Here is a 13,996-nt window from a genome sequence, read left to right as displayed (position 1 = left end):
TTTTCGAGATCCGAAAAAATTAATGGCATTGGGAGGACACCATGTATCTCGGCCTCGATCTGGGCACGTCGGGCGTCAAGGCGCTTTTGATCGATGCCGGGCAGACTATCATCGGCTCCGGCCATGCTTCACTCGACGTCTCGCGGCCGCATCCCGGCTGGTCCGAGCAGAACCCCGCCGACTGGATCCGCGCCTGCGAGGAAGCGATCGCCGAGCTGAAGGCTTCGCATCCAGGACAGCTCGCCGCCGTGAAGGGCATCGGCCTGTCCGGCCAGATGCACGGCGCCACCTTGCTTGATGCCGGCGACCAGGTGCTGCGCCCCTGCATCCTGTGGAACGACACGCGCAGCCATGCCGAGGCGGCCAAGCTCGACGCCGATCCGCGCTTTCGCAAGCTCACCGGCAACATCGTCTTCCCCGGTTTCACCGCGCCAAAGCTGGTCTGGGTAAAAAACAAAGAGCCTGATATTTTCGCCAAGGTGGCAAAGGTCCTGCTGCCGAAGGATTTCCTGCGGCTCTGGCTTTCCGGCGAACACATTTCGGAAATGTCTGACACAGCCGGCACGTCCTGGCTCGATGTCGGCAAGCGAGACTGGTCATCCGACCTGCTTTCCGCGACGTCGCTTGATGAGAAGCAGATGCCGTCGCTGGTCGAAGGCACTGAGAAGGCTGGCGCCTTGCGCAGCGAATTGGCTTCGAAATGGGGGATGCAGGCCGGCATCCCGATCGCCGGCGGCGCGGGCGACAATGCGGCCTCGGCCTGCGGCATGGGCACGGTCGCAGCCGGCCAAGCCTTCGTCTCGCTTGGCACGTCGGGCGTGCTGTTCGCCGCCAACGCCGCCTATCTGCCAAACCCGGAAAGCGCGGTGCATACGTTCTGCCACGCGCTACCCGGCACCTGGCACCAGATGGGCGTCATCCTGTCGGCAACCGATTCGCTCAACTGGCTGTCGGAGATATCAGGGAAAGGCGCCGGCGAGTTGACCGCCGAACTCGGCGATGCGCTGAAGGCGCCGACCGGCGTGTCCTTCCTGCCCTATCTCTCCGGCGAGCGCACGCCCCACAATGACTCGGCCATTCGCGGCTCGTTTACCGGGCTTGCGCATGAAACCAGCGGCACCGTGTTGACCCAGGCCGTGCTGGAGGGCGTGGCTTTCGCCTTCCGCGAGAGTCTCGAAGCCCTGGCCAAGGCCGGCACGACGCTGACGCGGGTGACGGCGATCGGCGGCGGCTCGCGCTCGCGCTACTGGCTGACGGCGATCGCCACCGCGCTCGGCCTGCCCGTCGACATTCCCGCCGACGGCGATTTCGGCGCTGCCTTCGGTGCAGCCCGGCTCGGCATGATCGCGGCGACGGGTGCCGATCCGCTCAGAGTGTGCACGGCGCCGGCCACCGATGCCACCATCGAACCGGTCGCCGCACTAAGCAACGCCTATGCGGATGCTTATCAGCGCTACCGCTTGCTTTACCCAGCCATCAAGGCCGCCACGGCGTGAGTGGTTTCCCACCCCCGCCGAGGCCTGAGATGACCTCATTATGCCGGAACCTTGTCGAGAAAGCCGGTGACGCTTTTCAGGCGGCCATTCTCGATGACGCCGATGTCGGTGCCTTCGATGACAGAATCAGTGCCTTCCGGCCCGAGATTCCACGAAAAGCGGATCGTGTCGCCAAACCCGTCCGGCTTACCCTTGAGCGAGAACCGGAAGCCGGCGAAACGCTGCTGGACGCCATCGATCAGTGCGGCGACGCCGTCATGGCCGTCGCCCTGCATGATCGGATCGCGGTAGCTGACGTCCTCGGTGAAGGCCGCCTCGAGCAAGGCTTGCCGGCGCGCGGCGTCACTTTCGTTCCAGGCGTTGATGTAGTTTTCGGCGATCGTGTTGAGGTCGGTCATGGTCTGTCTCCTTTGTTGACTGGCTTTGACATGACCCTTTTCACCCAGCGCCAGCGCGAAACCAATTACGCCTGAGGTAATCAGGAACAGAACCATGCGAGAGGACAGACAATCATGACCAGCGGCTTTTTCGGCGACATCAAGACGATCAAATACGAAGGACCGGATTCGACCAATCCGCTGGCCTACCGGTTCTACAATCCCGACGAGGTGGTCGCCGGCAAGCGGCTGGAAGACCATCTGCGCTTTGCCGTCGCCTACTGGCATTCCTTCGCCTGGCCGGGCGGCGACCCGTTCGGCGGTCAGACCTTCGAGCGGCCATGGTTTGCCAAGGCCGGCGGCACCGACACGATGGATCTGGCCAAGCTCAAGGCCGATGTCGCCTTCGAGATGTTTTCGCTGCTCGGCGCACCCTATTTCTGCTTCCACGATGCCGATGTACGGCCGGAAGGCAGGGACTTTTCCGAAAGTGCCGCTCGCCTCGACGAGATCGCCGACTACTTCGCCGGCAAGATGAAGCAGACCGGCGTCAAGCTTTTGTGGGGCACGGCCAACCTGTTCTCCAACCGCCGCTTCATGTCGGGGGCCGCCACCAATCCCGATCCGGATGTGTTTGCCTATGCGGCGGCGACGGTAAAGCACTGCATCGACGTCACCAAACGGCTGAAGGGCGAGAACTATGTGCTGTGGGGCGGCCGCGAAGGATATGAGACGCTGCTCAACACCGACCTTGCCCGCGAGCAGGAGCAGGCCGGCCGCTTCCTCAATCTGGTCGTCGACTACAAGCACCGGATCGGCTTCAAGGGCACCATCCTGATCGAGCCGAAGCCGCAGGAGCCGACAAAACACCAGTACGACTATGACGTCGCCACGGTCTACGGCTTCCTGAAACGCTTCGGCTTGGAGAAGGAAGTCAAAGTCAATATCGAGCAGGGCCATGCGATCCTGGCCGGCCATTCCTTCGAGCATGAGCTGGCGCTGGCCAGTGCGCTCGGCATCTTCGGCTCGATCGACATGAACCGCAACGACTACCAGTCGGGCTGGGACACCGACCAGTTCCCCAACAATGTGCCGGAGATGGCGCTGGCCTATTACCAGGTCCTGTTGGCGGGCGGCTTCGAGACCGGCGGCACCAATTTCGATGCCAAGCTGCGGCGCCAGTCGCTCGATCCGCAGGATCTGCTGATCGCCCATATCGGCGGCATGGACGCTTGCGCACGCGGCCTCAAGGCTGCCGCAAAAATGGTCGAGGACAAGGCGCTGTCCGCCCCGCTGGCCGAACGCTATGCCGGCTGGAACTCCGCCGAGGCCAAGGCGATGCTTTCGGGCAAGCGGACGCTGGAGGAGATCGCCGAGCGCGTCGTCAAGAAGAAGATCGAGCCGCAGCCCAGATCCGGCCGCCAGGAACTGCTCGAGAATATCGTCAACCGGTACGTCTGAGGTGTCGCACCGGCGGGTCTTTTGACCGACCCGCCGGCCCGGAACAGCTTTGCGCGAGGGCGGAACCGACGACAAGGTTTTGCCTCGCACGCCCCTCAATCGCCTCGCTCTTGCCTTCAAACAGCCGTCACGAATCTCGTATAGTGTTGTTGGTGGCGGGAACAGAAAGAAGGAGGCGAAACGATATGCAGCACGAACGCGAAATCGACGCCCTGCTCTCATCTGGCGAGGCCGGATCGATCATCGACCGGCTGATGGCGCTGCCGCATCCGAAGCATGGTGCGCGCAGTGCAAACGAATGGGATCGCGCGGTCGCCAGCCGCTTCGAGACCCACCTTGCGAGACAGATGCGCTCGCAGATCGACGGCAACAGCGACCGCCAGGACGCGGCCTAATCTCCCACTATCTCTGGCGCAGCCTGACCGGCGCTTCGCCGAAAGCTCTTGAAAACGCCCTGGAAAATGCCGCGGCGGACGAGAATCCTGTCCGCCCGGCAATATCGGCCATGGCCACGCGCGTGTCGACCACCAGCCGGCGCGCGGCACCCAGCCGCAGCCTGAGGTAATAGGCGCCCGGCGTTTCGCCGATCGACTTGCGAAAAATGCTTTCCAGCGTTCGCGCCGTCACTCCGGCGCGCTTTGCTACCGCGGCAATGGTCAAAGGCTGGTCGACATGGGTTTCCATCAGCCGGATGGCTTGCGCCAGCCTGGGATCGTAGCCGTCGAGGCGGCCGAGCGAGACAAGCGGCTGGGCGTCGGTCGCCGCCCGCGCCTGGTCGTAGATGAAGACACTTGCCACATCGAGCGCGACGGCCATGCCGAGCCGCGTGCGGATCAGATGCAGCATCAAATCGAAGGTCGGCGAAGCGCCACCGGAGGTGAAGACCGGCCCGTCGATGACGTAGCGGTCGGGGCGCACATCGACGCCGGGAAAGGCCGACAAAAAATCCTCCATATCCTCCCAATGGGTGGTGGCGCTGCGGCCTTCCAGAAGGCCGGCGCGGGCGACCAGCCAGGTGCCGGCTTCGACGCCACCGCAAGCGCGTGCGGCGCGCGCCGCTCGGCGCAGGCCGGCAAGCAGGGCCGATGTGGCATAGTTTTGCGTGCCGAAGCCGGCGACGACGACAAGCATATCCGTTGTATCCGCCGCATCGAAGCGGCCGCTGACCGCAACCGGCAGGCCGCATGTGGTGATTGGCGCTTCGCCGGTCACCGAAACCAACCTGAAATCGAACAGCGTCTCGCCAGCAATACGGTTGGCGGCGCGCAACGGATCGACGGCCGATGCGACGCACATGATCGACGAACCGGAAAACACCAGCAGCGTTACCTTGAGCGGCGAGCGCTCGGCGCGAAAGATCGATGGCTTTTCGCTTTTTGTCATACGACCTTCGTAAAACGCAAAACACTTTCCGGCAAGTCAGGCATTGTCGCCCTCCGTTCGATCAGGCCCATGTTTGATTGGACCGTCTGTGCCGATTGGGAGAGTCCGATGCCGCTTGCAATGAACCGTGAGGTTTTCATTACCTGTGCCGTGACCGGGTCCGGCAGCTCGCAAGATCGAAGCCCGCATGTGCCGCGTTCGCCCAAGCAGATCGCCGATTCGGCCATCGATGCGGCAAAGGCGGGTGCGGCTATCGTCCACTGCCATGTGCGCGACCCCGAAACCGGCAAGCCGCGCCGCGACGTTCACCTTTATCGCGAAGTAACCGAGCGTATCCGTGCGGCAGACGTCGACGTGGTGCTGAACCTGACTGCCGGCATGGGCGGCGACATGGTGTTCGGCTCGCCGGAAAACCCGCTGCCGCTGAACGAAAAAGGCACCGACATGGGTGGTGCGACCGAACGCGTGGAGCATGTGCGCCAGTGCCTGCCCGAGATCTGCACGCTCGACTGCGGCACCATGAATTTCGCCGAAGCCGACTATGTCATGACCAACACGCCCGGCATGCTGCGCGCCATGGGCGGCATGATGACGGCGCTTGGCGTCAAGCCGGAGATCGAGGCCTTCGACACCGGGCATCTCTGGTTTGCCAAGCAGCTTGTCGAGGAAAAGGTGCTGGATGCGGATGCTCTCGTGCAATTGTGCATGGGCGTGCCATGGGGCGCGCCTGACGACCTGAACACTTTCATCGCGATGGTCAACAATGTGCCGTCGAGCTGGACCTGGTCGGCCTTCTCCATCGGCCGCAACCAGATGGCCTATGCCGCCGCCGCGGTGCTGGCCGGCGGCAATGTCCGCGTCGGGCTCGAGGACAATCTCTGGCTCGACAAGGGCGTGCTGGCGACCAATGCGCAGCTGGTCGAGCGAGCGGTCAGCATCGTGTCGAGCATGGGCGCAAGGGTCATCGGCCCGGAAGAAGTGCGCAAGAAGCTCAACCTGACGAAGCGAGCGCCGCTTTGAGAAGGGATCCGGTTGGGAGGAGCCGCCGATGAAGACCGTGAAATTCACCGCCATGAAGGACGGCGACCGCGAGGACTACGCCTTCCTGACCGAGCACGAGATCGACTATGCAGCGAAGACCGGCGAACGGCTGCTTGATGCGCTTGTCCAACTCGACGAGGGCCTGTCCGGCTACAAGATCACCCGGCTCGGCCATTCGCTGCAGGCGGCGACGCGCGCATGGCGCGACGGCGCCGACACCGACTGGATCGCCTGCACGCTGCTGCACGACATCGGCGACATCTACGCACCCTACAATCACGACGAATATGCAGCTTCGATCCTAAAACCTTTCGTGCGCGAGCAGTGCACCTGGGTGGTGGAAAAGCACGGTGACTTCCAGCGCCTCTATTACGCCCACCATCTCGGCGGCAATCCCCATGCGCGCGACCGCTTCGCCGGCCATTACTATTTCGACGATTGCGACCAGTTCTGCGAGCGCTGGGACCAGTCGAGCTTCGATCCGGATTACGAGACGTTGCCGATCGACTTCTTCCGGCCCTTCGTGCTCGAAGTGTTCGCGCGCAGGGCCTATGACCCCACCGTGATCCGCGCCGGCGAGCGCGTGCCCCTCATCGAACTGGAAATAGCCAGGACAAGAACCGGAGCCTCCGCATGAGCATCATCACCAAGGCGGCTGCCATCGGCGGCGGCGTCATCGGCGCCGGCTGGGTGGCGCGGCTGCTCTTGAACGGCATCGACGTGTCGATCTTCGACCCCGATCCCGAAGCGGCGCGCAAGGTCGGCGAGGTGATGAAAGGCGCGCGCCGCGCCTACAAGCAGATGCTGCCCGACGGCCTGCCAAAAGAGGGCAAACTGACCTTTGCCAAGACCATTGCCGACGCCGTCGCCGATGCCGATTTCATCCAGGAAAGCGTGCCGGAACGGCTCGATCTGAAGCACCTCGTGCTGGCCGAGATCGACCTTTATGCGCCTGCCAACGCCATCGTCGGCTCCTCGACCTCCGGCATCAAGCCGACCGACATGCAGGTGGCGATGAAGAAGCACCCGGAGCGGCTGGTCGTCGGCCATCCGTTCAACCCGGTCTATCTCTTGCCGCTGGTCGAGATCGTCGGCGGCGAGCAGACCTTTCCCGAGGCGATCGAAGTCGCCAAGGAGATGTACGCCTCGATCGGCATGAAGCCGGTGGTGATCCGCAAGGAGATCGAGGCGTTTGTCGGCGACCGCCTGCTGGAGGCGGCATGGCGCGAGGCGCTGTGGCTGATCAAGGACGGCATCTGCACAGTCGAGGAACTCGACGATATCATGCGCTATGGCTTCGGCCTGCGCTGGGCGCAGATGGGCATGTTCCAGGTCTACCGCGTCGCCGGCGGCGAGGCCGGCATGCGCCATTTCATGGCGCAGTTCGGGCCGTGCCTGAAATGGCCATGGACCAAGTTGATGGATGTGCCGGAGTTCAACGACGAGCTGGTCGACCTGATCGCCACGCAGTCGGACGACCAGGCGCATGGCCTGTCGATCCGTGAGCTGGAAAAGATCCGCGACGATAATCTGGTCGCGATCATGGAGGCGCTGTCGAAGCAGAACAAAGGCAAGGGCTGGGGCGCCGGCGCCTTGCACAAGGATTATACCAAGCAACTCGCCAAGCTTGCGGCAAAAAAGCCCACCGCCTCCAAGGCGGCCGAAAAGGCCAAGGCTGAAAAGGCCAAGGCTGAAAAGCCGAAGAAAAAGAAGAAAGGCTGAGACCATGGATTTTGGGCTCTCCGAAGAACAGAAACTGATCGTCGAGACGACGCGCGCCTTCGTCGAGAACGAGCTTTACCCGCATGAGCGCGAGGTCGAGCGCACCGGCGTGCTGCGCCGCGAGCTGATCGAGGAGATCAAGGCCAAGGCGATCGCAGCCGGGCTTTATGCCGCGAACATGCCTACGGAAGTCGGTGGCGCCGGGCTCGATACGGTGACCTGGCTGCTTTACGAAAAGGAGCTCGGCCGCGCCAATTACGCGCTGCATTGGACCTGCGTGGCGCGGCCTTCCAACATCCTTCTGGCCGGCACGCCGGAGCAGCACGAGAAATACCTCTATCCCTGCATTCGCGGCGAGAAATGGGATTGCCTGGCGATGACCGAGCCGGGCGCCGGTTCCGATCTGCGCGGCATGAAGGCGACCGCGGTGCAGGATGGCGACGACTGGGTGCTGAACGGCACCAAGCATTTCATCAGCCATGCCGATCTTGCCGATTTCGCCATCGTCTTTATGGCCTCGGGTGAAGAGGAGACGCCTCGTGGCAAGCGCAAGAAGATCACCGCTTTCTTCGTCGACAAGGGCACCAAGGGTTTCACGGTGCGCGACGGCTACCGCAACGTCTCGCACCGCGGCTACACCAACGCCATCCTCGAATTCGACGATTGCCGGCTGCCCGGAGCCCAAGTGCTCGGCGAGGTCCACAAGGGTTTCAACGTCGCCAATTCGTGGCTTGGCGCAACCCGCCTGCAGGTCGGCGCCACCTGCCTCGGCCGGGCCGAGCGGGCGCTTGGTCACGCAGTCGAGTATGCGGCGCAGCGCCAGCAATTCGGCCAGCAGATCGGCAAGTTCCAGGGCGTGTCGTTCAAGCTCGCCGACATGGCGACCGAACTGAAGGCGGCCGATCTGATGGTGTTCGAAGCCGGCTGGAAGTACGATCAGGGCACCGTCACCGATCAGGACATGGCCATGGCCAAGCTGAAGGCCACCGAAATGCTCGCCTTCGTCGCCGATGAAGCAATCCAGATCCATGGCGGCATGGGCCTGATGGACGACCTGCCGCTGGAGCGCATCTGGCGCGACGCCCGCGTCGAGCGCATCTGGGAAGGCACCTCGGAAATCCAGCGCCACATTATCTCGCGGGCGCTGCTGCGCCCGTTCGGGGGCTGATCGATGCACAAACTTGAGCGCCTTTTGCGCCCGCGAACGGTCGCTGTCTTCGGCGGCGCGCAAGCCGCTGCCGTCGTCGCGCAGTCGATCAAGATGGGCTTTGCCGGCGAGATCTGGCCGGTGCACCCGATCAAGGAGGAGGTCGCTGGGCGGAAAGCCTATCGCTCGGTGGCTGACCTGCCCGGCGCGCCGGACGCTGCCTTTGTCGGCGTCAACCGGCATCTAACCATCGAGGTGGTCAAGGCGCTGGCCGGACGCGGCGCCGGCGGCGCCGTCTGCTTTGCCGCCGGCTTCCTCGAAACGGAGGCTTATGACGAGCACGGCGAGCGGCTGCAGGCCGAGCTTGTCGCAGCGGCGGGCCAGATGCCGATCATCGGGCCGAACTGTTACGGCCTGATCAATTATGCCGACGGCGCGCTTTTATGGCCCGACCAGCATGGCGGCATCAGGCTGGCCGAGGGCGGCCGTGGCGTCGCCATCATCACCCAATCGTCGAACATCGCCATCAACATGACGATGCAGAAGCGCGGCCTGCCGATCGCCTTTCTGATGACCGCCGGCAACCAGGCGCAGACCGGCCTTTCCGAAATGGCGCTCGGCCTGATCGAGGACGACCGTGTCACCGCGCTCGGCCTGCACATCGAGGCCTTCGACTCGGTGGCCGGCTTCGAAAGACTGGCCGCGCGGGCACGGGAGCTTAAAAAGCCGATCATCGCCATGAAGGTCGGCCGCTCCGAGCAGGCGCGGCAAGCGACCGTCTCGCACACCGCATCGCTGGCCGGCTCCGATGCTGCCTCCGGCGCCTTCCTGAAGCGGCTCGGCATCGCCCGCGTCGATTCCATCCCGGCCTTCATCGAAGCGCTCAAGCTCCTGCACGTCACCGGCCCCCTGCCCGGCTATCGGCTGTCGTCGATGAGCTGTTCGGGCGGCGAGGCGTCTGTCATGGCCGACAGCGCCGAAGGCCGCTGGGTGAATTTCCCGGCGCTGACCGACACGCACCGCGCCCACGTCAAATCGACGCTCGGGCCGCTGGTTGCGGTGGCCAACCCACTCGACTACCACACCTTCATCTGGAACAACGAGCCGGCGATGACCGCCACCTTCACCGCCATGGTGTCGGGCGGTTTCGACCTCAACATGCTGGTGCTCGATTTCCCGCGTCCCGACCGCTGCTCGGACACCGACTGGTGGACGACCCTGCGCGCCTTCGAATCGGCGCTGAAGACCAACAAGGCGCAGGGCGCGATCGTGTCCTCGCTGCCAGAGAACCTGCCCGAGGAATACACCGCTGGGCTGATGGCACGCGGCATGGTGCCTCTGTTCGGCATTTCCGAAGCCATGGACGCCGCCCAGGCGGCAGCCTTCATCGGCTGGGCCTGGCGCGAGCCGCAGGCGCAGCCGATCGACACCTCCGCTTCCGGGGCGCCTGCCGGCGACCATGTCACGCCTGATGAGGCCGAGGCGAAAGCGCGGCTGATCGAGGCCGGGCTCCCCGTGCCCAGAGGCGAACGCGCCGGCAATGCGGTCGAGGCGGTCATCTCCTCGATGGCGCTTGGTTTTCCGGTTGCGCTGAAGGCTTTGGGCGTCACCCACAAATCCGAGCTTGGCGCGGTGCGGCTCAACCTCAGGGATGCCGAATCCGTCAGCACCGCGGCCCATGATCTCGATGCGCTCGGCACCGGCCTCTATGTCGAGCGCATGGTGCGCGACGGCGTCGCCGAGCTGCTCGTCGGCTTCACCCGCGACCCGATGTTCGGCGCGGTGATGACGCTCGGCACCGGTGGCGTGCTGGTCGAACTGCTGCGCGACAGCGTCACGCTGATGCTGCCTGCGACGCGCGACGACATCGAGGCGACGTTGCGCGGGCTCAAATTGTTCCCGCTGCTCGAAGGCTATCGCGGCCGGCCCAAGGCCGATGTCGCGGCGGCCATCGAGGCCATCGCGGGAATTGCCGCCTTCGTGCAGCAGAATGCCGGCGAGATCGAAGAACTCGATATCAACCCACTGATCGTTTGCGCGCAAGGCAAAGGCGCCTGGATCGCCGACGCGCTGCTGGTGCTTGGGGAGAAAAAGAATGTCTGACGTCATCACCACCCGCCGCGAGGGCACGATCCTCGAAGTCACGCTCGATCGGCCCAAGGCCAATGCCATCGACCTGAAAACCTCGCGGCTGATGGGCGAAGCGTTCAAGGCGTTCCGCGACGATCCGGATCTGCGGGTCGCCATCGTCAAGACTGCCGGCGACAAGTTCTTCTGCGCCGGCTGGGACCTCAAGGCCGCGGCCGGCGGCGATGCGGTCGACGGCGACTATGGCGTCGGCGGCTTCGGCGGACTGCAGGAATTGCGCGATCTCAACAAGCCGGTCATCGCCTGCGTCAACGGCATGGCAGTCGGCGGCGGCTTCGAGCTGGCGCTGTCCTGCGACCTCATCTACGCGTCGGATCATTCTTCCTTCGCGCTGCCCGAAATCCGTGCCGGCACGCTGGCTGACGCGGCAACGATCAAACTGCCGAAGCGCATCCCCTATCACGTCGCCATGGACCTTTTGCTCACCGGCCGCTGGATGGATGTCGCCGAGGCGCACCGCTGGGGCCTGGTCAACGAGGTGCTGCCGAAGGAGAAGCTCGAGGACCGCGTCTGGGAGATCGCACGGCTGCTGGCCGGCGGCCCGCCGCTGGTCTTTGCCGCGATCAAGGAAACGGCACGGGTCGCCGAATCGCTCACCTTCCAGGATGCGATGAACCGCGTGACGCGCCGCCAATTGCCGACGGTTGACGCACTGTACGGCTCGGAGGACAATCTCGAGGGTTTTCGCGCCTTTGCCGAGAAGTGCGAGCCTGTGTGGAAGGGGAAGTGAAGGTATTGCGGATATGGTGGCGATCCTTCCCACCCCCCTCTGCCCTGCCGGGCATCTCCCCCGCAAGGGGGGAGATCGGCAGCTTCAGGCCCCGCGCCTTTCCAGCGACGTAGAAGATTGGCGAAAGCCTTCGCGACATCCGATCTCCCCCCTTGCGGGGGAGATGGCCGGCAGGCCAGAGGGGGGTGCTCAGGCGCTGTCATCAAAATCCGGTCAGCACTCATGACCGACTACAAAAAACTGATCGACGCCGAAACCTGGGCCTTTATCGAGCGGACTAACTCTTACTATCCGCCGGACGCTATCGACTATACGATCGACCAGCAGCGTGAAATCTACGACCGCATGTGCCGGGAGTTCTCTGCCAGCTATCCCCAAGGCGTTACGGCGGAAACCACCGCCATTGCCACGCCCTCTCATCCCATCCCGATCCGCATCTATCGCACGCCGGCGCCGGAAGCAGCGGCGATGGTGCTTTATTTCCATGGCGGCGGCTTTATCCTCGGCGGGTTCGACAGCCATGACGACCTCTGCGCCGAGCTTTGCAGCCGCACCGGCTATGAGGTGATTTCGGTCGACTACCGGCTGGCGCCGGAACATCTTCATCCGGCCGCCTTCGACGATGCCATCAGCGCCTTCGAATGGGCGGCGGCGACTTATAAGCGCCCAATCCTGCTTTGCGGCGACAGCGCCGGCGGCAATATTGCCGCCGCGGTCAGCCATGCGACGCGCGGCCATGCGCGAAGGCCGATCGGCCAGGTTCTGATCTATCCCGGCCTTGGCGGCGACCGCTCGCAAGGCTCTTATGTGACTCATGCCGAGGCGCCGATGCTGACCGTGCGCGACCTCGACTTCTACACGAATATCAGGACAGGCGGCGAGGATCGCACCGGCGATCTCACGCTGTCGCCGCTGGCCGACGCCGATTTTGCCAATCTGCCGCCGACCGTGCTGATCACCGCCCAATGCGACCCGCTGTCGTCAGACGGCGAGGCCTATCGCGACCGCGTCGTCGCCGCGGAGGGATACGCCTTCTGGTTCGAGGAGCCGGGGCTGGTGCATGGCTATCTCAGAGCCCGGCACACGGTCGGCCGCGCCCGCTCGAGCTTTACCCGGATCGTCGACGCGGTGTCGGTTTTGGGAAGGCGCGAGTGGATCTGGTGAGGGGTCTACCGCACCGTGACGCCGCGCGGCCGGCGCTGCGGCCCGGAAAAGATGCAGCCGCCGAGAAACGTGCCTTCCAGCGCCGCGTACCATGATCGAATCGACGAGGAAGATGCCGTCGAGCGACTGGCCCGGCTCCTGGTCGATGACGATCTTCTTGCCGGCCTCGGCCAGTTCCGCCGCGGCGACGAGACCGGCAAGGCCGGCGCCGACAATCACATCGGCATCGTCAGCCATTTTGTTTGACTAGGGTCTTTTTTCAAAACCGGTTCCGCACCTTTCGCTGACGCGGGTTTGGGGTCATGGTCAGCCTAAACCGTCTCCCAGCCTTCCTTTTCGCCGGCGCGGAAGATGGCGTCGATGGCCTTCTGGTTGAGCACGGATTCTTCCAGCGTGAAGACGCGGTTCTTGCCGCCCTGCGCCGCCCGCGCGAACGCCTCGACCTCCAGCCGGTATTGCTGCATGCCGGGGAAGCGGAACACTTGCGCCTCGCTGTGGTTCTGGTTGTGCAGCTCGATGCGATGATGGTCGTAGATGCCGGCGTTGAACGGCGAAAGCACCTCGATGAAGCCCTTCTCGCCATGGAACACCATCACCTGCCGCGCCGCCATCTGCGTCGACAGATAGAACGACAGTTCGAAGTCGCCGAAATCGGCGCGGATCGAGGAGTAGATATCGGTGCCGAATGTCTTGTCGCGCTCGATCGTCGCCTGGACGCGCAGCGGCTCCTTGCCCGTCGAAAAGCGCGTCGACACCGTCGGGTAAACGCCGATGTCGAGCAGCGCGCCGCCGCCGAGGTCGAGCTGGTTGCGCATGTTCTTGGGATCGACATTGTAATAGGAGAACGCGCCCTGGACATGGCGCAGCCGGCCGATGGCGCCGTTGGCGATCAGTTCGCGCACCTTGATCCATTGCGGGTGGTAGACGACCATGAAGGCTTCGCAGACCAGCACGTTTTCGGCGTCGCGCAGCTTGATCAGCGGCGGAATGTCCCTGGCATCGAGCGCCAGCGGCTTTTCGACCAGAACATGCTTGCCGGCCTCGATCGCCTTGGCGGTCCATTCGACATGCTGCGCGGTCGGCAACGGGATGTAGACGCCGTCGACGTCCTTGGATGCGAGCAGCTCGTCATAGGAACCAAAGGCATGGGGCGCGCCGAAACGGTCGGCCAAGGCACGTGCTTTCGACAGGTCGCGGCTGGCGATCGCCGACAGCACGCCGTTCTCCGCCTCGACCATTGCAGGCAAAAGATGCTCGCGGCCGATCTTGGCCGTCGACAAAACACCCCATCGGAACATCATGCTTCTCCCTCTTTAGATTGCAGGCG

The 13,996-nt window shown here is 64.0% G+C and carries 13 protein-coding genes and 1 pseudogene; 10 read left to right on the top strand and 4 right to left on the bottom strand.

Annotated features, from left to right (window positions below):
• The first annotated feature begins 41 nt into the window (after nucleotides 1-41).
• A complete protein-coding gene (gene xylB, locus NKH36_RS01265; RefSeq protein ID WP_352959764.1) occupies nucleotides 42-1,496 on the top strand; it encodes a xylulokinase in 1,455 nt (484 codons plus the stop codon).
• A 38-nt stretch (nucleotides 1,497-1,534) separates the two neighbouring features.
• Here the strand turns inward: xylB and NKH36_RS01260 are convergent, their stop codons facing one another.
• Complete coding sequence (locus NKH36_RS01260) at nucleotides 1,535-1,894, bottom strand: nuclear transport factor 2 family protein (RefSeq protein WP_352959763.1); 360 nt, start codon at nucleotides 1,892-1,894, stop codon at nucleotides 1,535-1,537.
• 114 nt (nucleotides 1,895-2,008) lie between these two features.
• On the opposite strand from NKH36_RS01260, the gene xylA reads away from it, so the two are divergent.
• Together xylA and NKH36_RS01250 are read left to right on the top strand one after the other, a co-directional pair.
• Nucleotides 2,009-3,334 (top strand): xylose isomerase, encoded by a 1,326-nt coding sequence (gene xylA, locus NKH36_RS01255; protein WP_352959762.1) that lies wholly within the window; start codon nucleotides 2,009-2,011, stop codon nucleotides 3,332-3,334.
• Between the two features lie 185 nt (nucleotides 3,335-3,519).
• Complete coding sequence (locus NKH36_RS01250; RefSeq protein WP_095484432.1) at nucleotides 3,520-3,729, top strand: hypothetical protein; 210 nt, start codon at nucleotides 3,520-3,522, stop codon at nucleotides 3,727-3,729.
• A gap of 7 nt (nucleotides 3,730-3,736) precedes the next feature.
• Here the strand turns inward: NKH36_RS01250 and NKH36_RS01245 are convergent, their stop codons facing one another.
• Nucleotides 3,737-4,717, bottom strand: coding sequence for a GlxA family transcriptional regulator (locus NKH36_RS01245; protein ID WP_352959761.1), 981 nt, complete (start codon nucleotides 4,715-4,717; stop codon nucleotides 3,737-3,739).
• A 108-nt stretch (nucleotides 4,718-4,825) separates the two neighbouring features.
• On the opposite strand from NKH36_RS01245, the gene bcoG reads away from it, so the two are divergent.
• The 7 genes from bcoG (at nucleotide 4,826) to NKH36_RS01210 (ending at nucleotide 12,669) form a co-directional block, all read left to right on the top strand.
• Nucleotides 4,826-5,737 (top strand): 3-dehydrocarnitine:acetyl-CoA trimethylamine transferase BcoG, encoded by a 912-nt coding sequence (gene bcoG / locus NKH36_RS01240; protein WP_352959760.1) that lies wholly within the window; start codon nucleotides 4,826-4,828, stop codon nucleotides 5,735-5,737.
• Between the two features lie 28 nt (nucleotides 5,738-5,765).
• Complete coding sequence (locus NKH36_RS01235; protein WP_352959759.1) at nucleotides 5,766-6,395, top strand: HD domain-containing protein; 630 nt, start codon at nucleotides 5,766-5,768, stop codon at nucleotides 6,393-6,395.
• Entirely contained in the window at nucleotides 6,392-7,480 is a 1,089-nt protein-coding gene (locus NKH36_RS01230) for a 3-hydroxyacyl-CoA dehydrogenase NAD-binding domain-containing protein (protein WP_352959758.1), read from the top strand. Before NKH36_RS01235 ends, NKH36_RS01230 begins: the two co-directional genes overlap by 4 nt.
• Nucleotides 7,481-7,484: 4 nt before the next feature.
• Nucleotides 7,485-8,648, top strand: coding sequence for an acyl-CoA dehydrogenase family protein (locus tag NKH36_RS01225; RefSeq protein WP_352959757.1), 1,164 nt, complete (start codon nucleotides 7,485-7,487; stop codon nucleotides 8,646-8,648).
• A 3-nt stretch (nucleotides 8,649-8,651) separates the two neighbouring features.
• A complete protein-coding gene (locus NKH36_RS01220; protein WP_352959756.1) occupies nucleotides 8,652-10,730 on the top strand; it encodes an acetate--CoA ligase family protein in 2,079 nt (692 codons plus the stop codon).
• Nucleotides 10,723-11,505, top strand: coding sequence for a carnitinyl-CoA dehydratase (locus NKH36_RS01215; RefSeq protein ID WP_352959755.1), 783 nt, complete (start codon nucleotides 10,723-10,725; stop codon nucleotides 11,503-11,505). Before NKH36_RS01220 ends, NKH36_RS01215 begins: the two co-directional genes overlap by 8 nt.
• 222 nt (nucleotides 11,506-11,727) lie before the next feature.
• Nucleotides 11,728-12,669, top strand: a complete 942-nt coding sequence (locus NKH36_RS01210; RefSeq protein WP_352959754.1) for an alpha/beta hydrolase — start codon at nucleotides 11,728-11,730, stop codon at nucleotides 12,667-12,669.
• A 96-nt stretch (nucleotides 12,670-12,765) separates the two neighbouring features.
• Here the strand turns inward: NKH36_RS01210 and NKH36_RS34775 are convergent.
• Nucleotides 12,766-12,906: pseudogene (locus NKH36_RS34775) on the bottom strand (FAD-binding protein); the annotation flags it as partial.
• Between the two features lie 74 nt (nucleotides 12,907-12,980).
• Nucleotides 12,981-13,967 (bottom strand): Gfo/Idh/MocA family protein, encoded by a 987-nt coding sequence (locus tag NKH36_RS01200; RefSeq protein ID WP_352959839.1) that lies wholly within the window; start codon nucleotides 13,965-13,967, stop codon nucleotides 12,981-12,983.
• Between the last annotated feature and the right edge of the window lie 29 nt (nucleotides 13,968-13,996).

The organism is Mesorhizobium sp. M1312, assembly GCF_040318115.1.
GTDB lineage: Bacteria > Pseudomonadota > Alphaproteobacteria > Rhizobiales > Rhizobiaceae > Mesorhizobium.
The sequence above is the reverse complement of the archived record's forward strand: the minus strand, read 5'-3'. Positions and strand labels throughout refer to the sequence as shown.